Here is a 22149-nt window from a genome sequence, read left to right as displayed (position 1 = left end):
TATCATCTTAATCAGAATGTCCTGAATAAGAGCCGCCCTAAAAGTATGGTTGGGCAAGTGGGTTCATTGACTTATCCTGTAAGCTACCATAGTTTATGAAAATAATTGGGTTTGTTTTGTAATCGATTTTATTGCTTCTCACCAGTGCTAATGAAGCATAAGGATTACTAAAACTTTATAGTGACTCCGCCGTTAACAGCAATTGGTGATCCTGGCGTGATATTGTTGTTACTGTGGGCCGAAGCGTAATACTGTTTGTCAAACAGGTTTTCGATATTCACTTGCAGTTGAATATTTTTAGTAGCCTTGTAGTAAACGGCTGCATCGAAACGCAGGAAACCCGGTAGGATGACCTTGTTGTCAGTGGCAGCATACATTTTACCGCGGTATATCGAGCCCAAGCCGACGCCCCATTGTTGGCTAATGTCATAACGATTCCACAGAGAAAAAGAGTGTTCCGGTACTTGCGCCAGAGTTGCACCTGCCAAGGCGGAGCTTGAGATACTTTTGGTGATATCGCCATTTTGGTAGGCATAACCGCCAAAGACTTTCCATGCATCGGTAATGTTACCATTTAGGCCCAGTTCTATCCCGCGTGTACGCTGGCCATCGACCAAAAACGATAGCGCTGAATTATTGGGGTCAGTAGCAAGGGCATTGAGGCGATCAAGTTGATAAAGTGCCAGAGTCGCCGACATATCGGGGACAATATCCCATTTGGCACCCACTTCGTAATTTCTGAATTCTTCCGGCTCTAGTGCTTGATTACTCAGTGTAAGCGATGATAGTTGTTCGCCGGCCCTCGGTACATAGGCGATGCTGTAATTGGTATACAAGGAGAAGTTGTCAAAAGGCTTGTAGAGCAAACCACCGCGTGGCGACACCAAATTGTTGGCAGTGGTAATATTTTGACCATTGTTTTTATTCTGGAAATCGACATCAAAGCGATCATAGCGTACCCCCACGATAGCTTGCCAATGCTGCGTTAATTCAATCTGATCCTGCACATAACCTGCAGCGGTAGTTGCAACGCCGTTATTATTCGCGTCCGTGGTTCCATGCTTGAAAGCGACAGCGCCGTTATATCTTGGATTGATCAAGGGAACAAGGGCCGACGTCTTATCAGCATTAGGACCAAATAAACCAGAGTTCCTGAAGTTATCGGTTTCCTGGCGACCAAACTCGGCTCCGGTCAGAAACTTATGCTTGAAAGGCCCAGTGTGCAGCGAAAAGGTCAAATCGGTTTGGTTAAACAAATTCTCACGTTGGGTAGTGCTGTTATAGGCTACGATCGCGACCTGTTCTCCTGCGGCGTTGACCGCGCCAGGAAATATATTTTGAGCGAACTGATCATAACTAGCGTAACGACTGCTATTACGAACCGAGACACCGCTACCGAAGTCATGATCAATTATTGCACTGAAAGAATCAACCTTTACCCCGCTTGGACTACGATCCGGATCCCCAAAAAACGTAGAGGCATCGGTGTTAATTGGCCGACCATTGAACGAGGAAATACCACGATCTGCTGTTCTGTTGTCCTCGTAATGCTCATAGCCTAACGTTACTTTAGTCTGGTCGTTGGGACGCCAAGATGCCGTGGGATTAACCCCCCAGCGTTCGGCGTTATAGCCGTCCCTGTAACTGCGGGAATTTTCCCACATACTGGTTAGGCGCACGGCAAAGTTGTCATTAATTGCTTGATCAACGTCCCCTGTTAACCGGTATTTATCGAAGGAACCAAACTGTATATTCATTTCGCGGCCAGTATTCCAGTTGGCCTGTTTCGTAGCGCGGTTAATCAAGCCGCCCGAGCCGCCGCGACCAAAAATCATCGCGTTGGGGCCTTTCAGAACGTCAACCCTTTCGATGTTGTAAAGATCACGATAATACTGTACGTCATCGCGTATGCCATCGACATACATATCTGAACTTGAACTGTTGCCACGAAAAATCGGGTTATCTCGCCTACCTTCACCTTGAGCGATACTAACACCAGGTACATAGCGAACGGTATCGGCTATGCTCTGCATGTTTTGGTCCTTGATTAATTCTTGCGAAATAACCGTAATTGACTGCGGGAGGTCGATCAGGGCAGTGTCGGTTTTAACGGCCGTAGTGTTGCTTTTGGCTTGATAGCCTTTAATTATATTGGGTTTTTTACTGCGCACCGCCTTAACTTTAACGTCCTTCAGGATGATTTCCTGCTCTTCATTTACTGTGGGTTTCTCGACCGGTTCAGCCGCGACTACCATACCGCTTAATACTGCTCCCAACGGTAACAAAGCCCCCAGTAACCAGCTGTTTTTTATTTTTGCATTTTTTTGATACATACGTTTCCCGCTTTTGTTGCTTAAAAAGTAAATGGCTGCCTGGCGGAAAATGCGGGGTGGCTGATGGTTGTGTTATTGGTTATTAGTATCTGGCTCCGAAACAAAACCGATGTGGGTAATACCAGCCTTGGTTGCATCAACCAGGGTTTCGGCAACAAGTCGATATGGTGCGGCTTGGTCAGCTCTGATATGCAATTCCGGTTGCGGCAGTTGTACGGCGATTTCCAATAAGTGTTGTTGTAGTTCTGTACGTGTTACCGGTATTTCGTTCCAAAATAACTGCTCGTCAATATTGATGGATAAGGCAATATGTTCAGGTTGTTCTGATTGCGCCTGACTGCCAGCTTTGGGTAAGTCGATTTTCACCGTGTGCGTCATCATCGGTGCTGTGATCATAAAAATGATCAGCAGCACCAGCATCACATCAATCAGTGGCACCATATTGATTTCGGCGACAGGGTGGGTGTTTTTACTTTGATCGAAACCGCCGAATGCCATTACTCTGCTTCTGAATTAAGCGGTACAGACGCACCTGTGGTTAGAAAAGCAAATAAGTCGTGGGCAAAAGCATCCAGCTTTGCCAGAACCAGTCGGTTGGATCGGGAGCAATCGTTGTAAGCCAGCACTGCAGGGATAGCGACGGCTAGCCCTAAACCTGTCATGATCAAAGCTTCGCCGACCGGTCCGGCAATTTGGTCGAGTGTGCCCAGACCGCTTTGGCCAATACCGATCAGAGCGTGGTAAACTCCCCATACCGTGCCAAACAAACCGACAAAGGGTGCGGTGCTGGCAATTGATGCCAGCGCGGTTAAGCCCCATTCCAGATGTGCGGTTTCCTCATCGATAATACGGCGGATGGCACGCGTTAAAAATTCGGTGGAAGAGCCTGCCTCATGCAGTCGATGCGCACCATGAACGGCATGGTGTCGGGCAGCCGCGATGGCATGGCTGGTCAAATGCCCAAACGGTTCGCTGCCCGGATGTTGCTTCAGTGATTTCGCTACTTCATCCAACGAAGCAGAATCCCAAAAAGTATTTAAAAATTGCTCGCTGCGATGGCGTGTCCGCCTGACTTGCCATGCCTTGATAACAATAAAATACCAACTGGCCATCGACATAAAGATCAGCATGCCAAACAGAAACAGCCCTACTGTGTCGTTTTGTATTAAAAAATGTTTGAAATCCATATATTTATCCTTCAAGTGAAAATGCAACGGGTACTACAATCCAAGCCGATATTTTCTGTTCGCCGCGCTGAGCAGGAACAAATCGCCATTTTTTAACGGTATCCAGTGCTGCTTGGTCCAGCCGGTTGAAGCCGCTACTTTTTCGCAGTACTACTTGTGCAACAGTGCCATCGCTATTGATCATGGCACGTAGTAGCACCCGGCCTTGTTCACCAAGTTCGCGTGAAGCAGGGGGGTAATCCGGTGCCGGGTTATTTAGATAGTCAGCATTAAGATTTGGTAGCGTTACCGGCACATCGTTGGCTGTACTATCTGATATAACGGGTATCGCATTGACTGTCGCAACTGTCGGTGACTCTGCAAGAGTATTTTGTGACTGTGTCATAGTCGATTCTACTTCCGGGCTAGGTGCGGCGATGACTGGTTTAGAAGCAGCTATTTTTTTAGGTTTTAGTTTGGGTTTGACGGTTGGTTTTACAGTAACCTGTTTAGGTTGGGGTGTAGGTTTGACGGGTTCTGCATGAGATGGTGAATTGCCAAGCCATTCCACCATGATGGGTTTTGGCGGTGTGATGGTTTGCCTGGTTTCGGCCATCGGAGTCGTAACAAACCATAATAGATGTAGTACCAGGGTTACCAAAATGCCAAGCAGGTATTCGCTGCGCTTTAGCGGCGAGTGTAAATTCAGGCTAATATGTTGTTTATTGGGGTGATTTGTGGCGGTTGTATCAGGATGTGTGTTGCTACTGTTAACAACAGTGAATAGTCTGGTAACGGGTCGTTGATTGCTTGGAGCCGGACCAAGGTTTTGTGCTGAAGTTGAAAAATCTGATTTCTTTAGAAAATGTACTGTCATAACCATACCTTGAATTTAAATGAAGGCTGGCTGGCTTCCTGTGCAAATAGGCAAGGTGGCTGGCTGTGCCGCTAATAAGCGGGTTCGAACTATTTGGTCAAAATCAGTTTGCCGTTACTGGTAATGCGAAGACGATAGTCGTCACCCTGATGCTCGATAATAATTTCATTTTGCGTACCAAACAGTTGTTGACAGTTAAATCGAGGTTTGGCAGTTGCAATTTCGCGCCTGTCTTGCGATTTGGTTAAACCAGATACCTGATTGTTAAGGGGGATTTTCATTTTTATAAGTACATAAGTTGTTTATTTAATCAGTTTAATTACATTAACTCTGTTGGTGTGGTTTCTGGCATGTTGATGTCACTGACAAGAAGTTAATAGACATGTACTAATTCGACTATTGGGTGACTAAACAGGTGTGGCAATAATAGCAAAAGAACTCTTGCCTGTAAATGATAATGATTGTTATTTGTAGGTAATAGAGTTTTTATTTGTTATGGTTTTTTGAAAACAAACAATACTTCAGATAAATAAATTCTATTTATTGAATAGGATAGCTCTGATTTTCATGAGAAAATTTGAAAGTTTAATTTTTGATAATCACTATGTTCATAATTCTTGCACAGTTAATGATAACAATAGGTTATTCATTATTGGGAATGTATCCATGCATAAAACAATCCGGGCCAAATTATTTTTAACGTTTCTGATGACTACGCTTCTGGTCGTTTCAGGGATGTATGTTTTTATGCGCTGGTCTTTAAATCAAGGCTTTACTGAATTTGTAGAGACGCGGCAGCAGGAACAGGTGACAAACTTGATTGAAGGGCTTACCGAATACTATGCCGGTAACCAGGGCTGGAGCAATCTTGCCACTGACAAGCAAAAATGGATTGATTTATTGTGGCAGTCCAATCCCCATGGCCATCACCGCCCTCCACTGTGGGCCAAGCAGGCACAGAAAGAAGCGAATAATATTTGGCCCCCGGTAATACCCGATTTACCGGTAAAAAAACGCTTTATCCCACTTGAGCTTCGAGCGATGTTATTAAATAGTGACAAGACGATTATTTTTGGCCGTAAAGAAGCTTTACCACAACTATCCTTACAACCAGTTATTTTTCAAGAAAAAACAGTTGGTTTTCTTGGGCTTTTACCGGGCAAAACAATTAACCAGGTCAGTGAAGTCCGCTTTATGGAGCGGCAATCTGAAGCCTTTATCTGGATTGCCTTGTTGATGATTTTATTATCGGCCGCTCTTGCCTGGTTACTGGCCTATACCTTGGGGCGACCACTCAAGCGTATCACCACAGCGGCAAAGGCGCTTGCTGTAGGTCGTTATGATAGCCGCTTACCCGTCGAATCTAACGATGAGTTAGGTCAATTGGCCCGAGACTTTAATGATATGGCCGCAGCATTGGAGCAATCAGAACAGGTAAGGCGACGTTGGGTGGCAGATATTTCTCATGAATTGCGTACCCCTCTGGCCATATTGCGTGGTGAATTGGAAGCCTTGCAAGATGGCATTCGACCTCTTACCGCTGAGGCTATTGATTCGCTATTTGGTGATGTCATGCGACTTAATCGATTAACGGAAGATCTTTATCAATTATCCCTGTCCGACCAAGGTGCATTAAGTTATCGTAAAATACACGTTGATCCGGTGGAGCTATTAAAAGAAGATTTGGCAGCATTAAAACCGGAATTTCAAAATAAACAAATCACTATTGAGCTGACTAATAAACTGACCAGCTCTATCCGTATTTATGCTGATCCAGACCGCTTATCCCAACTTTATCGAAACCTGCTGAACAATAGCGCCAATTACACCGATAATAATGGACAGTTGGCTGTTACCATTTTTCAGGAAGGCGATAAGCTGGTGCTTAACTTCTCTGATAGTTCACCTAGCGTGCCCGAAAGCGAACTACTCAAATTATTTGATCGATTTTATCGGCTGGAAAGCTCACGCAATCGCCATCATGGCGGTGCCGGTCTCGGTTTGGCGATTTGCAGTAATATTGTTGAGGCCCATAATGGTACGATACAAGCACAACTTTCGCCTTTAAAAGGGCTTACTATCCGCATTGAATTACCGATTAGCTCATGAATCATATCCTGATTGTAGAAGATGAATTAAAACTGGCTCGCCTGCAAATCGATTATCTGCAAAACGCCGGCTTTGACACCGATTTTTTAAGCAATGGTTTGGAGGTGTTGCCGTGGCTTAAAGTAAAGCACACTGATTTAATCTTGCTGGATTTAATGTTGCCCGGTCGTGATGGCCTGGATATTTGTCGTGAACTTCGACGCTTCAGTACCGTGCCAATTATCATGATTACTGCGCGTATTGAAGAAATCGACCGCTTGATGGGACTGGAGCTGGGGGCGGATGATTATATTTGTAAACCGTTTAGTCCTCGTGAAATGGTCGCCCGTGTTAAAGCGGTGTTACGTCGACAACAAGCGCCAATGATAGAGACTGGCACCAGTGCTTTAAAGCTGGATCATAACAGTTTCCGGGTACTGGCTGGCGGGCAAGATATAGAATTAACCACGGTCGAATTTCAGTTGTTACAGGCTTTATATCAACAACCCGGGCGTATTTTTTCACGTTCAAAATTAATGGATCTTATTTATCCCGATCAACGTATTGTTTCTGATCGGACTATTGATAGCCATATCAAAAAACTGAGGAAAAAGTTAACTGATTTATTGCCAAATCAGGAATTGATTCACTCGGTTTATGGTGCCGGCTATCGTTACGATCCCCAAGACAGAGTTGTCGATTAACAGATTCACATTATTTGCACATTGTTTTCAAATTTTTTGCATTTTTCATCGTTAAAGTAATAACCAAGAACAGAGAACTGTTCGGTAACTTTAAATCAATGAGAGAGCAAACATGAACAAGAAAATCATCATTCTGGCAATGGCATTGGCGCTTCCATTAACTGTGGCGGCATCTTCTGGTGATAAAGATTATGTTGGCGGCCATCATGGCAACAGAATTGAACATATGACCAAGAGTTTGGACTTGACGGCCGAGCAAAAAACGAAAGTAGAAGCCTTATTTAAAGAACAGGGCGAAAAATCAAAAATCATTCACGAAGAAACCCAAGCACGATTACAGGCTGTTTTGAGCAAAGAGCAACTAACAAAAATGACGGAGCTGAAAAAACAGCGTCATGAAAAATGGCAAAAGAAACATGAAGCATTAACCGGTCAAAAAGCCGTTGAACAACCGCAATAATTTTATATTTTCTGCATAAATAAGAATGCCTGATCGATATTGATCAGGCATTTTAGTATCAATAATAGTGACTATTTTGGCTGATGACTTTATATTTCTGTTAACCAATAAAATTGATAAGGCTGTAAGATAATTTGGCGATCATGTTGGGCAGGGCTTCTGCCACTATATAAATCAACGAAGTGGTTGTAAAAATTAATACCTTTGCCGTTTAAGGTTTCCAAATCAAGATATTGGGGTTTGGCATCAAAATTGGCGATGACCATGACCCGTTCTGCAGGACGTAGAGGATTAAAGCGGACAAAACAAATTAAATGCTCATTGTTGATATCCAGTAATTCGCGATTGTTGAAATCGGCAAATGCGGATGTTTCTTTACGAATGGCGATCATTTTTTTCAGGGCATTAAACAAGGTATATTCTACTGTGCCTTGTTTTTTTCGTAATTCGGCTCTTTCCCAATTTATGGTGGGGCGGTTAACCCAGCGGCTATCGTCGCTTTTGCTGGGGTTATCCTGATAGCTATAGTCATTGGTGACACCGAGTGCATCGCCGCTATACAGCAAAGGAATACCGCCAAAAGACATAATAATACTGTGTAGCAATAGAATTTTATTGATGGAGGCCAAAATCAGGGTTTGATCATCACTTTCCAATGCCGACTCCAAACCTGCCAAAGATGCCAGAGAACCGCAAATACGTGCATCGCCGGTTTCATCGTTAAGCATAAAGACCATACCCCTGGCAGGAGAAGCATTGAACTTACCACTAAAATAATCGACCAGAAATTTTCGGTGTGCGAAAGGCTCGTACCCTGAGGCCCTCACGTCGTTGTCGTCGAAACCGAAGCCGATGTCATCGTGGCAGCGCACATAGTTGAGCCAGGTTGCCCGTTCCAGTTTGTCAGGCAGATTTTTTATCCCTTGATAGAGCAATTTAGTATTTTTGGTGGCAATGCCATCCCACAATAATGCCATCAACGTGGCGTTGTAAGCAATTTCACATTCCTTGGCAATGATGGCATCTTCGCCGAAATATTTAATGATTTCAACCGGCGCAACAATTGCTTCAGCAATAAACAATACGCCAGGTGCGGTCACTTGGCAGCAATCTTTCATCAACTGCAAAATTAAGTGTGCATTACGCTCATTCTGGGAGGCCGCGCCGATTTTTTTCCACAGGAAAGCAACTGCATCAAGACGTAGCACGTCAACACCCTGATTGGCCCAGAACAGGATGATATCGAGCATCTCAATAAATACGGCGGGGTTACTATAATTTAAATCCCACTGGTAATTGTGGAAGACCGTCATTACCCATTTTTGCGTTTCTTCATTCCAGGTAAAGTTACCTGGATCGCTTTCGTGAAAAATTTCCGGCATATTCTGCTCGAACATATCCGGAACTTCACGGTTATCGAACATAAAGTAATAATCTTGATAACAGGGATCGCCACTCATCGCTTTTTGAGCCCATTCATGCTCATCGGAAGTATGATTCAGCACGATATCCAGAACCAATAGAATATCGCGCTTTCTGAACTCTTCCGCTACCCTGTGTAAATCCTTGAGGTCGCCGATCCGGTCGTCGATTTGCCGGAAATTACTGATGGCATAGCCGCCATCACTTTTACCGGCAGGGCACATCAAAATGGGCATAATATGTACCATATTGATGCCCAGTTCCTGGAAGTAAGGCGTTTTGTCGGCCAAGTCATCTAAACTCTCGGCAAAACCGTTGGTATAAAGTGCCATGCCGACCCAGTTTTGTGACAAGAACCAGTTATGATCCTGTTCACGCTGGATATCGATACCTTCCAGTTCCGAAGAACGGTTAATATAGCCTTCGGCCATCGTTTCAACAAGGCGCAGCATTTGCTCCTTAAAATCCTCACGATGTCCGTAGAGGGTAAAAAAAAGCGAGTAAATAGCATAAAAATTAGCGCCCAGACGGGTATAAAAATGCCGTAAATTCTGTCTCCTGATTTCAGGTTTTAAATCATCCAGAATGGCATTCAATAGTGAGTGAGAAACTTGTTCGTACATGTTGTATTATCCTGGATATGTTAAGTGTACCGGATACGGCAAGGCAATTGTTGTATTGATATGGGCGATTGACTTTTATCGCTCATGCCCTTTAAGGGAGGGCTTTCAAAAAAGCGTAAATCGTGACGGTCCGCAGTATCGTCGAATATTATTGGCTATTAATTGTGGTGTTTAATGCCATTGTTCGCTGAATAATTGATAAAATTCCTTATCAGTTACGGTTGCGCCGCGTCTGCCAACCAAGGCACAGGCAAACGCTTGGGCCCGGTCGAGGGTTACTTCAACAGGCCATTGTTTGCTCAGTCCCAGCAGCAACACTGAGGCGAAAGCGTCGCCGGCACCGACGGTATCAATTACCTGTGTGCTTGCCGGTGGCTTGACAGTGATGAAGTGCAGTTGCTTATCGTAAGCGGCGGCACCTTTTTCACCACAGGTTACTACCAGCGTTTCCAGATTAAACTGCGCGCAAAATGCCTGCATGATCTTTTCCAGTCCCAAGTCTTTAAAGCCTTCAGGGCATAAGGTCGCCAGTTCGAGTTCATTAAGTTTGACCCAATCGGCATCATGCAGCAATGGTATCAATATTTCTCGCTCCCACCAGGGTTGTCGTAAATTGATATCAATAAAAACCTTGCCTTGATGACTGGCTTTAATCACTTGCAATGCTGCACGCGAGACAGGATTTCTGATGGCTAACGAGCCATGATATAAAATGCCTGCAGTAGCTTTTTTTTCCAGTAATACCGTGTCGATAAAATCGTAGGCACTATCGGCAACGATATCGTAATGCGGCTCGCCATCCTCTATGATTACCCGCACACTACCGGTAGGATGCTTGCAATCTTTTTGTACGGCATCACGGTTCATGCCCCAAGTATCCATTAATGTGGCAATTTCATGGCCCGGAAGATCATCACCAATCCTGCTAATGAAGCGGGGAGCTTGTCCAAAGGCTTGTAAATGCCATGCGACATTAAATGGTGCGCCGCCCAAAACATCGTTGCCATCGGGGAAATGGTCGATTAGTACTTCCCCAAAAATATGGATAAGAGGATTATTGTTCATGATTTTCTTCCATCCAAAGTCGTGTTTCAGGGTGATAATGGGCGATGCCTTCAAGGATTCCGGCGCTGTAATTGCCGTTCATGCCCAGAAAACCGCCTTGCGCAAGATAAAATGCCGTCATCGTTTTTTGTTTTCGGGTCTGGGTTTTAGCTTGCTCAATAACGTTGCCGTCGGCATTGGCAACCAATACCGATTGAATGGCGCTAGCAAGTACCGGTAAATCGTTACCGCTATCGCCAGCGAAAACTGTATTGACGTAGTCAAAACTTTGATGCTGCATTAAAAATTCTATCGCATGCAATTTTGTGGCGTGTGCAGGTAATACATCCAATAGTCCCATCGATGTTGCTTCATCAACGCTGTAGATTAAACTGGCTGCCAAATGTTGCGCTTCAAGGCGCTGTGACATTGTTTTTTGCAGGGCAGCAATATCTGTCTGTAATGGCACATAATAGCTTAATTTGTAGCAATTTTGCTTGGCTTCTTCCTGTAAGCGTAACGCGGGTAAATCTGTAAATAAAGCGCGTAAATCGTTGGCTATATTTCCTTGCCAATCAGTAGCAATGTCTTGTTCCCATTCATACCAATGTAGCCATTTTCCATTACGTAACTGGTAAATAGTTGTGCCGACATCACCGATAATCCAATCGGGTAACGGCAGGTCATACTCACTAATGGCATTTTTAACCAACTCAAGATGCCGACCACTGACATAAGCCAGTGTTACTTCGGGACGTGAAACCAAGCGGCTGAAAATTGATCGGGCCTTGGGCGATTCTGGTTGCTTGCCGTTTGGCAGCAACGTACGATCGAGATCGGTGCAAATCAGGATATGCTTAGGCATGGACTCTATGCTCCGTTAAAGGTTGAGAAAATCATAGTGCTTGATCGCTTCCAATATACCCCAGGCATGCGGTCCCTCGGCGAAATAAATATGTTCGGTCTCACCCAGTAATGACAATTCTTCACGGTGGCGGTTGGCAACCACTACACCGAGAGTATTACCACGCAGCATGTCTTCATCAGCACCGGAACCCCCTGTAACCAGGATACGCTCCAGAGGAATATTCCATTGCCTTGCTATATAGCGTAAGGCAAGTCCTTTGGAGGCTCTGGCCGGGATAATGTCGAAAAACTGGCCAAACGAAAGTGTCGGGTTGGCAGGTAGTTCATGTTGTCGCAGTAGCGTAAGGATTTCTTCCATCGACGGTGCCATATTGCTGTCGTAATGATAGGAAAGTTTAAATCGGCTTTGCTCGCTTTTAACTTGTGGCGTCAGACCGGGTAAACCACTAACGATGCGTTGTAGCACTTTTGGTGTCCACAAATGATCAATATGATGGGCCCAGGTGATATCAGCGATTAATTGCGGGGCATAATAGATTTCAGTGCCGAGGCTGGAAATTAAAATATCCGGCATGGGGATATGGTGTTTTTTTAAAACGGCCAGTGCTGAATCCATTCGTCTTCCGGTGGCTATACCGAATAGAAATTTCTTACGATTTTCACGAATAAATTGTACGAATTGCTCCAGTCCTTGGGGATCGCCCAAGAGGGTATGATCAATAGAGGTGAAAATGGCACGTGCCGGATAGCGAACTGTTTTGGTAACGGGAGGCATTTTCGGAAGGTTTTCACGGTATTGCGAAAAGGTCTGTATTTTCTGCAAATACGCTTGTGCATGGGTTTCCCAGGAATAAAGTTTGGCGACGTTCTTCAGCCCGTTTTCGGAGAATTTTTGCCAGATTTTTGGATTTTCGAGAATAGTCAACAGTGCCTTGGCAATCGCCGGTTTATCTAATGGATCGACCAACAAGCCGTTATGGCAATTACCGATAATATCGACCGGGCCGCCATTTTCGGTAGCAACTAGCGGCAGTCCGCTAGCCGCAGCTTCCAATAATGTTAAACCGAACGGTTCGGTCAAAGCCGGGTTGATAAAAATACCGCCAGTTGCCGCCGCAAGACGATAAATGTCGGCGACTTCATCAGATGAATGGTGTTTGGGAAGTGCTACACGACCGTAGAGATCGTAGTAATCGGTAACCAGTAATAACTCGGTTAAAACGCCTTGTGGACCGTCACTCATTTCCCTGATATCTTCCCGATTACCAGCGACTATCACCAGATTGGCTAATTGTTGCAAGCGCGGTGATTCACCATAAGCTTCCAAAAGCCCAATGATATTTTTCCGTTCGTCGGGCCGGGAAAGTGCCAAGATCATTGGTTTATCCGGTTTGTGCAGAGACATTTCAAGCGTTGTTGCAAAGCCAATGTCTTTGCCGGGGCAAGTGGGCGGATGAAACATGTCCAGATCGGTTCCCGGTGGAATGATAGCCATCTTTTCAGGCATGTAGCAATCGTAGAGCTCGTATTGCTCTTCAATTTCATTACGGGTACTGGTGATCACCATATCGGCATTGGTCAGCGTATCTTCTTCGGCATCAATGCGGCGTGATAAATGATAGCGTTGCTCGATATCTTCCATCGACAAGCCGTTGGCCAGCAATTGGCGGCATTTGTCGCGCCCCAAAGAATGCCCGGTATGAATTAACGGTAAGCCGGTTCTATGTGAAAGACGAACGCCGACATAGCCGGCATCGGCATAATGGCTGTGCAAAATATCCGGCAAGCGGGGCTGGCGGTGTAGCCAACTTAATAAATTATCGGCAAAACTATCCAGATGATCCCATAGTTCTTCTTTACAAATATAGGCTTCGGGGCCGGCTTCAATACGGATTATTTGTAAATTTTTAGCCAGTAGTTCGATGGGCTCTGCATAATCGGGGCTTACTTCACTGTCGATTATTCGCCGCGTTACCAAATCCACACGTTCGACATTCGGCTGCTGTGCCAGGGCTTTAGCCAGCTCAACGACATATTTGGTTTGGCCTCCCGTATCGGCATCACGTCCCAATTCCAGGTCGTGTCCCCTAATCAGGCCGTGGATGCTAATTAATACAATATACAGTGGACTGTTTTTAGTATGTTCAATCATCATTGTCATTCTCTCAATTATCGGTTTCTTAATTAAAATAAGTATCTAAGAGGGGTCAACAAAGGCCTGATTTTATGGGTATATTTTATTATTGAAAGGCGTTAAGTAATTATTCAATATGTTCTGATAAATTTTCTGATGTAATATTTTTCGATATTGACTGAGATTTCAAACAAATATTTTTGAAACTTTTACAATCCTTAGGGGGCAGAAAAGGCATCAATACCAACTTGTTTCCTTAAGGTTCCCTGTAATGGTAACAGTATCGAGATCGTTTGTGTGATTGGTCTTTGAATTAATTACCGTTTATTAGTTGAATAGTTAGTGGTTTATTTTGGTTAATTGGCGATATTCCAGACAAACAGTGTATGCCAAATTTTATGGGTATTGGTTATTTTAAATGTAGTAATAACCGTATTTTTAAGGATGAGGTGAGAATTTAAAAGTAGTCTGCTCAGTCACTGAGGTACTGATTAAATATAATGTTATAGTACGCAAACACATTTGAGTCGGGAAGGAAGGGCAATGGCTGAAAATAATAATGAAAAACATAAAATAGTAATCGTTGGTGGTGGAGCTGCAGGTCTTGAGCTGGCGACCAGTTTAGGCAGTAAGTTAGGTAAAAAAGGCTTAGCGGAAGTGACGTTAATTGATGCAGCATCGACGCATATCTGGAAGCCGTTATTACACGAAGTTGCTGCAGGAACGTTGGACGAATCCGAACAGGTTGAATATTTGCCACAAGGACATCGCAACCATTTTCATTTCAGGTTAGGCAAAATGGAAGGTCTGGACAGGCAGAAAAAGCAAATTTATGTCAGCCCCACGTTGAGTGACAGTGGCGAAGAGCTTATTCCTGGACGTACTTTTAACTATGATACCTTGGTCATGTCAGTTGGTAGCGTCAGTAATACTTTTAATATTAAAGGTGTCGCAGAGCATTGCCTGTTTTTGGACGTAACTGCTCAAGCGTTTAAATTTCAAAAGCAATTATTTGAATCTTACCTTAAAAGTTATATAGGTAAAGACAGTGCCAATGTTAAGCCTTTGTCCATCGCTATTGTCGGCGCAGGCGCAACAGGTGTTGAGTTAGCTGCACAACTGCACGAGGTAACCAATGTTCTGGCGATTTATGGCTTAAATGAAAAAAGCACGGTAAAGCTGACAATTATTGAGGCAGCAACGCAATTATTACCGGCTTTACCGATTAAACTGGCGGCTGCCACACAGCAGCAACTGATTGATTTGGGTGTTGATCTTAAAATGGGCCGCCGGGTCACCGAAATAACCAAAGAAGGTATCACGACCCATGATGGTGAATTTATTGAAGCCGATCTTAAGGTTTGGGCCGCAGGTATTAAAGCACCGGATTGGATGAAAAATCTGGATGGCTTGGAAACCAACCATATCAATCAGTTAGTGGTTGATAGCACGTTAAAAACCAATGATGATGATATTTTTGCCATGGGTGATTGTGCGGCTTGTGTTTGGCAAGGTCATACCGGCAACGTACCTCCCAGAGCGCAAGCGGCTCATCAACAGGCATCCGTTTTATGCAAATCAATTATCAATCGCTTAAAAGGCCGTCATCTGGTTAATTTTGTCTATTATGATTACGGTTCACTGGTTTCCTTGGGTAAATACACCACGGTCGGTAATTTGATGGGCAATTTAATGGGTACGGTGAGCATTGGCGGTTTTATTGCCAAAGTTGTTTATTTGTCCCTTTATAAAATGCATCAGGTAGCTATTCATGGTTATTTTAGAACAGCCATGTTAACGCTTTCCAATGCTTTCAGGCGTAGTGTTTATACCAAAATAAAAATGCACTAATGTTTTTTAAACCTCAAAAAAATTAAGACTATGTTTGAAATAGAATACGAATTTGGTGAAGAAGATTTAATTCATTTTAATGAAATACAATTCATGAAGAATGACGAGATACAGTTCAACATTAAGAAAAATCGCTGGATAGTACCGGGTATGATGGGGCTTATCGGGGCTTTTTATTATTTTTATTATGGTGATATGAACTCGGCGGGCTACGTATTGGTTATTGCCATTTTATGGGCACTGCTGTCGCCTAAAATAATGATGCTGGATTTACGCAGGCAAATCCTTAAAAATTATACCCCTAAAGAAAAAAGTAATTTGTTCGGCACTTATACCTTAAGCATTGACCCTGCCAATCCCAATTATTTACTGGAGAAATCACCCAGCGGAAAAAATAAAATGGCATGGGCAGAGTTGGTTAGAGTGGAGTATGGCAAGCGTTATGTTTATATCTATATTGATTTGAGCACGGCGCTGGTTATTCCGGTCGATAAGATAAAAAGAGGTAATCTTGAGCAGTTCGCTGAACAAGCGGAAAAAATGATTGAACGATTTGCGTAAAAAACCTATTTTGGAAAAGTCTGGTGGACAGGATTTTTTGCCCACCAGACAGGCTACTCACGTTTTGTAAATCGTTGCGGTGTTCAAGCTTGCTAGTCGGGGTTGCAAACCTCCATCAGCGTCGTAAATACATTTATGGATTTCAAGTTTACAGAAGAAACCTAACCATTTGCTATAGCAGACTGCCTTTTACGGTTACCGAACTTAAACATTAGGCAAAGGAAAGAATAAAGTGAATAGCGATTACAGCATGGGGTGGATGGTTCTATTTCTAGCGATAGCAGTTATTGCTTATTTCATACCTAATTGGATTGCTTGTGCTAGAAAACATCATAATGCCAATTTAATATTTGTAACAAACTTACTACTCGGTTGGGTTGTGGCTCTGATATGGTCATTAACTGTAGTAAAGATCGAAACGTCGAAAAATGCTGAAAAACGATCAAAATTAAAGCTAAAACCCCGCTCATCAGTCATTAATTTATCAAACGATAATGATCTCTATCTTATTGAATGGAAATGCAATAAATGCGGAGAGAGCAGTGAAGGACAGTTTTCTGAATGCTGGCAGTGTGGTGCTTCACGATTTTGAGTTTATTTATCGTTCTCACCAAAGAGTGACTGAGTTTACAATACCTGCACTTATGCTTTATAAATCCTTGCGGTGTTCAAACATTCCGGTCAGTTACAGGTTAAAAAACCAATAAGGGTATCCATGATCACGTCACTATATGCATCGCTCTTAGCTTTATTGATAGTGAGGCTTTCTCTTTCAGTAATAAAACTTCGTAGAAAAAACCGGATAATTGTTGGTGACGGGGGAAATGAAGAGCTGCAATTAGCAATTCGCACTCATGCTAATGCATTGGAATATATTCCTATAACATTGTTGCTTTTATTAACGCTCGAGTTAAACGGAGCGCCGAAAATACTTATCCATATATTGGGTTCCACGCTGATAATAGGGCGAATAATTCATGCGATCGGTCTTCCCGCAAAGAATCTCCGGAAAAGAGTATTGGGAATGCAGATAACCATTTATCTATTAATTGCCTTGGCAATACTGAATATACTATTCTTGGTATTTTCTGGGCCGCTTAAACTTTATTAATCACAGACATATGAAGCATTTGCCCACAAACTTTAACCTTTTTTCTTGAACATTAATGCTAAATTTTAAAAATATAGCCCTGCGCCGTGGCGTGCGGGTGCTGTTTGCCAACTCTACTTTTACTATTCACAAAGGCCAAAAAGTCGGCTTTACCGGTGCGAATGGCGCGGGTAAGTCCAGTTTATTTGCTCTGGTTAAAAATGAACTGCATTTGGATGAAGGCGATTTTTCCATGCCGCCCAATCTGGAAATCGCTCACGTTGCCCAGGAAACTCCTGCTGTTTCCAGTTCGGCAATTGATTATGTTATTGATGGCGATCAGGAATTAAGGCGCTTAGAGGCCCGGTTAAAGCTTGCAGAAGAGGCTGATGATGGTTTAAAGCAGGCCGAATTACATGCGGCTTTAGATAACGTTGGCGGTTATACGGCTCAAGCCAGAGCCTCCCGATTATTGAACGGTTTGGGTTTTACGGCTGATCAGGAACACAATGCCGTCAACTCGTTTTCCGGCGGTTGGCGTATGCGTCTTAATTTAGCGCAAGCCTTGATGTGTCGTTCCGATGTGTTACTTCTGGATGAGCCAACCAACCATCTTGATCTGGATGCGGTTATCTGGTTACAAGACTGGTTATGCAAATATCCCGGTACTTTATTGTTGATTTCTCATGATCGTGATTTTCTTGATTCTATCAGCGATCTCATCGTGCATATTGAGCAGGGTAAAGCCGAAATATATACCGGCAATTATTCTGCCTTTGAAAAAATGCGTGCAGAGAAATTGTCGCAGCAACAATCCGCTTTCCAGAAACAACAACGCGAAATTGCCCATATTCAAAGTTTTGTTGACCGCTTTAAAGCGCAAGCGACGAAAGCGCGGCAAGCACAAAGCCGTATCAAAGCCTTGGAGCGCATGGAGTTAATTGCGATGGCGCATGTGGACTCACCGTTTAATTTTAGTTTTGCCAAGCCGGGGAAAATGCCTAATCCCTTATTAACTCTTGATAAAGCCGATATAGGTTATGGCGATACCTGTGTGATCAAGCAGGCCGGATTATCCATTTCACCGGGTGATCGTATCGGGTTGTTGGGGCCGAATGGTGCAGGTAAATCCAGTTTAATTAAAGTATTAGCGGGTGATATGTTGCCTTTGTCGGGCAAAAGACAAGAAGCTGAATCCTTAAAAATCGGTTATTTTGCCCAGCATCAATTGGAGCAATTAAATCTGGATGAAAGTCCGTTATGGCATTTACAAAAGCTGGATAAACAGGCTACTGAAAAAGACTTACGTAATTTTTTGGGTGGTTTTGATTTTCAGGGTGATAAGGTTTTAGAGGTGGTAAAACCTTTTTCCGGTGGTGAAAAAGCGCGTCTGGTTTTGGCTTTGTTGGTTTATCAAAATCCCAACCTGTTATTACTGGATGAGCCAACCAATCATTTGGATCTGGATATGCGCCATGCCTTGAGTGTGGCTTTACAGGGCTACGAAGGGGCTATTGTAGTGGTCTCGCATGATCGACATTTATTGCGCTCAGTGACAGATCAGCTATTATTGGTTGCTGGAGGTAAAGTACAGCCTTTTGATGGTGATCTTGACGATTATCGGTTATGGTTGACCGAGCAGAAAAAGGGCGATGAAAAAACGGAGATTGAGGTTTCACCAACGGTATCACGCAAAGACCAAAGAAAACTGGACGCAGAGCGCAGGCAAAAACATAAGCCCTTGTTTGATGCGCTGAAAAAAGCGGAAATTGCTGTTGAAAAATATCATAATGAACAGCGTCAACTGGAACACCAATTGGCTGATCCCGAGATTTATGCGGAATCCGAAAAGGTGCGTTTGAAGCAGTTGCTGGAAAAAAAAGTACAAATTGATAAGGCGCTGGATGAAGCAGAAACGGCGTGGATGGAAGCAGAAGAAAAGATTGAAAATACTGAGTGATCTATCATTTCGGGTGAATTAATAGCTGGCAAAAATTAACCTCCAAGTTGACCGGTAAGGGCGGCGTGTTGAATTTTATGGTGGCTTTCGAGTATTTCATGGAGTGAGGTTATTGCTGATAGTTGTATTTTTGCCAACGTTGTTTATAGATCAGGAAGAAGCTAATGTTTGACATTATAAAATTGGTATTTGATATTTGCCTGTTTAAAAAAGGCCCTCAGGATTTACCCGGCTCTGTATGGCTGCTACGGTTATTATTGGCTGGTTATATCGGTATCCGGGCCTTAATGTTAAGGATTTACTTCGATTGGCTTGATACGCTATTGCAGATCGTGGTCGAAATTTTTATGCTGGTCGGATTTACCTGGATAGCATTATATCTGGTGCGAAAGTTGGGGCGATTTTCTCAAATGTTGGCGGCTTTATTAGGTGCCGATGCGCTGATCAGTTTTTTTTCTCTGCCCGCAATAGCCTCAATGGCTTCAGGGCACGGAGGAATATTGGTATTTTCGGTCATGCTGGGATTAATTGGCTGGCATTGGGCCGTTACCGGGCATATTATTCGTCATGCGTTGGACAAAAGCTTGATTTTTAGTTTAGGTCTGGCATTTTTATATCTACTGGGGTCTTATCAGGTGATGGCTTTATTATTTCCTGAAGTTGCCGGCGTTGAATAGGGGAGAGAATCATGGAAAGTTATACACATATTTTATTGGCAGTGGATTTTTACGAACACTGTGAAGTTGTTGCAAACAGGGCAAAGGATTTGGCGATTAAATATCAGGCAAAGCTCAGTATTATTCATGTGGTGGATAGTTTGCCGATTACAGATGCCAGTTATGGGGGGGATATTCCTTTTAATATGGATATAACAACAGAGTTAATGGCTGGAGCGAAAAAAAGGCTGGCTAAACTGGCTGAAAAACTGGCTGTCACTGAAGACAGGCAATGGTTGGAAATGGGTAGTCCCAAGACAGAAATAGTCAGGGTTGCCGAAGAAAACAAGGTGGATTTAATTGTCGTTGGTTCCCATGGTCGACATGGCTTGGCTTTATTGCTGGGGTCGACTGCCAACGGAGTGCTGCATCATGCAAATTGTGATGTGTTGGCGGTACGTTTACAGGACGATGAATAGTCAGCACTATAGGTATATTACACTGCTACTAAATCACGATAGATATTCACATAAGTTCTGTTCTCCCCGTATATGTATAATAAGACTGTAGCTGCGGATTTATCCGCAGTGCAATACGAATAAATCCACAGCTACAAAGCACAGGATTTTTGCGGGTAGCTATATCAAGTGGGCACACTAACTAAAAAATAAAAGTGCTGGTACATAATTTAAGGTAAATAGATGATTGGACATATAGAAAGTTATGATCCCGATGGCCAAACCGGGATGATAAAAAGCGAGGAAAATTCTTATACATTTAATCTGGATGATTGGGTTGCACAAGTATCCCCGGACGTAGGTGATGATGTCAGCTTTGACCCGGAAGGAACGCTGGCGCGACAGATTAAATTGGTGGGTGCTTATTTAACTCCGCCTAAAGCGGTTAAATATAAGTATGTTGCAGCAGCGTTGGCTTTTTTCTTGGGTTTTACCGGGATACATCGATTTTATCTGGGTTTTTATTGGATAGGTATTGCACAGTTGGCGTTGACCGCCGCAACTGTCGGTTATGGAGCCTTATGGGGTTTTATAGAAGCAGTTTTAATTATTGCCGGTCATATCAATAAAGATGCTAAAGGCCGTCCTTTAAAATAGTTTTAAAAGATATCCCACCTAAAACTGTCAGGCATAAAAAAAGGCTCTTGCCAAGTAACAAGAGCCTTTTTTGAAACTGAACGGTTATCGCTTATTTGGGATAAACATTAACGGCCGTTAAGCCTTTTGGTCCAGATTCAATGTCAAAAGTGACGGTTTGACCTTCAATCAGGGTTTTAAAGCCATCGCCCTGAATGACTGAATGATGAACGAAAACATCTTCGCCGCCATCAGAAGGTGCTATAAAACCAAAACCTTTAGTGTTGTTAAACCACTTTACAGTGCCTGTTGCCATTTTGAAAAACTCCTAAAATAAAAACTTACGGTTAACACAGAACTACAACATTGATAACCGGGAGATCCACTCGTTCAACATCTTTACTCTGCTGGGAGAGGATTGTACTGCTATTTTCAACAGGATGCCATTTATTGAACGGTTTTGTACAGACCGTCCAAAACCATTGAATTAGGACTGACCATACCGATAACCATCTTGTTTTCAACAACGGGAGCTCTGATCAGGTTGTAATTGGCAAAAAGCCGCGAGCAATAGCGGATATCCATATCCGGATGTACTGTAATTACCGGTTTACTCATGATCTCATAAACATTAACCCGATCAGGTGCGCGGTCTTTGGCGAGAACATGACGAGCGATATCGCCAGAAGTCAGCATACCGTATTCATCATTTTCATTGCGTTTATTGACAATCAGCACTGCTGTTTTAAGTGTTTTCATCTTTATTAAGGCCTCCGCTACCGTGGCAATGCCGTCAATGGTAGCAAAATCGGTTTTCATGACGTCCTTGACCCGGATGGGGTTACTTTTTTCTATCATATTGAATCCTCAAGTTCGTGGGTTAGTTCTTCAACCTGGTGCATGACGCCAATGGCGTCTTCAACATCAATCTGGAAAGCAATGCCGGTGCCGGGTTTGTTGTCAAATTCCGCAGTGGTGGCGATGGTTTCAAGAATGCGTCTGCTGTGGTGTTCTTCGACCAGAAATAACAGTACATCCCGTTGAGTTTCCAGGGTCAGGCCAAAAAAGGTTTTGGAGCGCTTGCGGCCTTCACCGCGTGCATTATTGACAACAGTTGCGCCTTTGGCACCATTTTTACGCGCCGTTTCAATTACCAGATCAGTTTTATCATCTTCAACAAGGGCAATAATTAATTTGAAATGCATGGTTTTTCTCAGGG

23 protein-coding genes are annotated in these 22149 nt (G+C 43.5%); 11 read left to right on the top strand and 12 right to left on the bottom strand.

The genetic code is table 11. From position 1 onward, the window contains the following. Nucleotides 1–167 precede the first annotated feature (167 nt). The 5 genes from N7974_RS02810 to hemP all read right to left on the bottom strand — a co-directional run bounded on the left by N7974_RS02810 (nucleotide 168) and on the right by hemP (nucleotide 4657). A complete protein-coding gene (locus N7974_RS02810; RefSeq protein WP_262964158.1) occupies nucleotides 168–2333 on the bottom strand; it encodes a TonB-dependent receptor in 2166 nt (721 codons plus the stop codon). A gap of 72 nt (nucleotides 2334–2405) precedes the next feature. Further along, nucleotides 2406–2831, bottom strand: coding sequence for an ExbD/TolR family protein (locus N7974_RS02805; protein WP_262964157.1), 426 nt, complete (start codon nucleotides 2829–2831; stop codon nucleotides 2406–2408). Next, a complete protein-coding gene (locus N7974_RS02800) occupies nucleotides 2831–3520 on the bottom strand; it encodes a MotA/TolQ/ExbB proton channel family protein (RefSeq protein ID WP_262964156.1) in 690 nt (229 codons plus the stop codon). The genes N7974_RS02805 and N7974_RS02800 overlap by 1 nt, the downstream gene beginning before the upstream one ends. 4 nt (nucleotides 3521–3524) lie before the next feature. Continuing rightward, the gene (locus N7974_RS02795) at nucleotides 3525–4376 is read right to left on the bottom strand and encodes an energy transducer TonB (protein WP_262964155.1); all 852 of its coding nucleotides are present in this window, start codon (nucleotides 4374–4376) and stop codon (nucleotides 3525–3527) included. 89 nt (nucleotides 4377–4465) lie between these two features. Next, nucleotides 4466–4657 (bottom strand): hemin uptake protein HemP, encoded by a 192-nt coding sequence (gene hemP, locus N7974_RS02790; protein WP_262964154.1) that lies wholly within the window; start codon nucleotides 4655–4657, stop codon nucleotides 4466–4468. 385 nt (nucleotides 4658–5042) lie between these two features. Here hemP and N7974_RS02785 point away from each other — a divergent pair, with 385 nt between their 5' ends. The 3 genes from N7974_RS02785 (at nucleotide 5043) to N7974_RS02775 (ending at nucleotide 7628) form a co-directional block, all read left to right on the top strand. After that, a complete protein-coding gene (locus tag N7974_RS02785; RefSeq protein ID WP_262964153.1) occupies nucleotides 5043–6485 on the top strand; it encodes an ATP-binding protein in 1443 nt (480 codons plus the stop codon). Beyond that, nucleotides 6482–7168, top strand: a complete 687-nt coding sequence (locus N7974_RS02780; RefSeq protein WP_262964152.1) for a response regulator — start codon at nucleotides 6482–6484, stop codon at nucleotides 7166–7168. The genes N7974_RS02785 and N7974_RS02780 overlap by 4 nt, the downstream gene beginning before the upstream one ends. 112 nt (nucleotides 7169–7280) lie before the next feature. Next, nucleotides 7281–7628, top strand: a complete 348-nt coding sequence (locus tag N7974_RS02775) for a Spy/CpxP family protein refolding chaperone (RefSeq protein WP_262964151.1) — start codon at nucleotides 7281–7283, stop codon at nucleotides 7626–7628. Between the two features lie 89 nt (nucleotides 7629–7717). On the opposite strand, the gene N7974_RS02770 is transcribed toward N7974_RS02775, so the two are convergent. The 4 genes from N7974_RS02770 to N7974_RS02755 form a co-directional block, all read right to left on the bottom strand. Beyond that, the gene (locus N7974_RS02770) at nucleotides 7718–9673 is read right to left on the bottom strand and encodes an alpha-amylase family glycosyl hydrolase (protein ID WP_262964150.1); all 1956 of its coding nucleotides are present in this window, start codon (nucleotides 9671–9673) and stop codon (nucleotides 7718–7720) included. A 171-nt stretch (nucleotides 9674–9844) separates the two neighbouring features. After that, nucleotides 9845–10738, bottom strand: a complete 894-nt coding sequence (locus tag N7974_RS02765; protein ID WP_262964149.1) for a carbohydrate kinase family protein — start codon at nucleotides 10736–10738, stop codon at nucleotides 9845–9847. Further along, complete coding sequence (locus N7974_RS02760) at nucleotides 10728–11582, bottom strand: HAD-IIB family hydrolase (RefSeq protein ID WP_262964148.1); 855 nt, start codon at nucleotides 11580–11582, stop codon at nucleotides 10728–10730. Before N7974_RS02760 ends, N7974_RS02765 begins: the two co-directional genes overlap by 11 nt. A gap of 15 nt (nucleotides 11583–11597) precedes the next feature. Next, nucleotides 11598–13736 (bottom strand): HAD-IIB family hydrolase, encoded by a 2139-nt coding sequence (locus N7974_RS02755; protein WP_262964202.1) that lies wholly within the window; start codon nucleotides 13734–13736, stop codon nucleotides 11598–11600. A gap of 525 nt (nucleotides 13737–14261) precedes the next feature. Between N7974_RS02755 and N7974_RS02750 the strand changes: the two genes are divergently transcribed. The 8 genes from N7974_RS02750 to N7974_RS02715 all read left to right on the top strand — a co-directional run bounded on the left by N7974_RS02750 (nucleotide 14262) and on the right by N7974_RS02715 (nucleotide 20951). Next, nucleotides 14262–15569, top strand: a complete 1308-nt coding sequence (locus N7974_RS02750; protein ID WP_262964147.1) for an NAD(P)/FAD-dependent oxidoreductase — start codon at nucleotides 14262–14264, stop codon at nucleotides 15567–15569. Nucleotides 15570–15599: 30 nt separating this feature from the next. Then, nucleotides 15600–16130: a YcxB family protein gene (locus N7974_RS02745; protein ID WP_262964146.1), complete on the top strand. Its 531-nt coding sequence runs from the start codon at nucleotides 15600–15602 to the stop codon at nucleotides 16128–16130. 232 nt (nucleotides 16131–16362) lie between these two features. Beyond that, entirely contained in the window at nucleotides 16363–16722 is a 360-nt protein-coding gene (locus tag N7974_RS02740; protein ID WP_262964145.1) for a superinfection immunity protein, read from the top strand. Between the two features lie 123 nt (nucleotides 16723–16845). Further along, nucleotides 16846–17241: an MAPEG family protein gene (locus tag N7974_RS02735; protein ID WP_262964144.1), complete on the top strand. Its 396-nt coding sequence runs from the start codon at nucleotides 16846–16848 to the stop codon at nucleotides 17239–17241. A gap of 55 nt (nucleotides 17242–17296) precedes the next feature. After that, a complete protein-coding gene (locus N7974_RS02730; protein WP_262964143.1) occupies nucleotides 17297–19180 on the top strand; it encodes an ATP-binding cassette domain-containing protein in 1884 nt (627 codons plus the stop codon). A 164-nt stretch (nucleotides 19181–19344) separates the two neighbouring features. Beyond that, the gene (locus N7974_RS02725) at nucleotides 19345–19857 is read left to right on the top strand and encodes a hypothetical protein (protein ID WP_262964142.1); all 513 of its coding nucleotides are present in this window, start codon (nucleotides 19345–19347) and stop codon (nucleotides 19855–19857) included. An 11-nt stretch (nucleotides 19858–19868) separates the two neighbouring features. Continuing rightward, nucleotides 19869–20315, top strand: coding sequence for a universal stress protein (locus N7974_RS02720; RefSeq protein ID WP_262964141.1), 447 nt, complete (start codon nucleotides 19869–19871; stop codon nucleotides 20313–20315). 222 nt (nucleotides 20316–20537) lie between these two features. Then, complete coding sequence (locus N7974_RS02715) at nucleotides 20538–20951, top strand: TM2 domain-containing protein (RefSeq protein ID WP_262964140.1); 414 nt, start codon at nucleotides 20538–20540, stop codon at nucleotides 20949–20951. A 91-nt stretch (nucleotides 20952–21042) separates the two neighbouring features. On the opposite strand, the gene N7974_RS02710 is transcribed toward N7974_RS02715, so the two are convergent. The 3 genes from N7974_RS02710 to N7974_RS02700 form a co-directional block, all read right to left on the bottom strand. Then, nucleotides 21043–21246, bottom strand: coding sequence for a cold-shock protein (locus tag N7974_RS02710; protein ID WP_243220886.1), 204 nt, complete (start codon nucleotides 21244–21246; stop codon nucleotides 21043–21045). Between the two features lie 131 nt (nucleotides 21247–21377). After that, nucleotides 21378–21788, bottom strand: a complete 411-nt coding sequence (locus N7974_RS02705; protein ID WP_262964139.1) for a CBS domain-containing protein — start codon at nucleotides 21786–21788, stop codon at nucleotides 21378–21380. Beyond that, nucleotides 21785–22135: a P-II family nitrogen regulator gene (locus N7974_RS02700; RefSeq protein ID WP_262964138.1), complete on the bottom strand. Its 351-nt coding sequence runs from the start codon at nucleotides 22133–22135 to the stop codon at nucleotides 21785–21787. Before N7974_RS02700 ends, N7974_RS02705 begins: the two co-directional genes overlap by 4 nt. Between the last annotated feature and the right edge of the window lie 14 nt (nucleotides 22136–22149).

It is taken from the genome of Methylobacter psychrophilus, from assembly GCF_025583945.1.
Lineage (GTDB): Bacteria > Pseudomonadota > Gammaproteobacteria > Methylococcales > Methylomonadaceae > Methylobacter_C > Methylobacter_C psychrophilus.
Note: the sequence above shows the minus strand (reverse complement) of the source record. Positions and strands in the feature narration are given on the sequence as shown.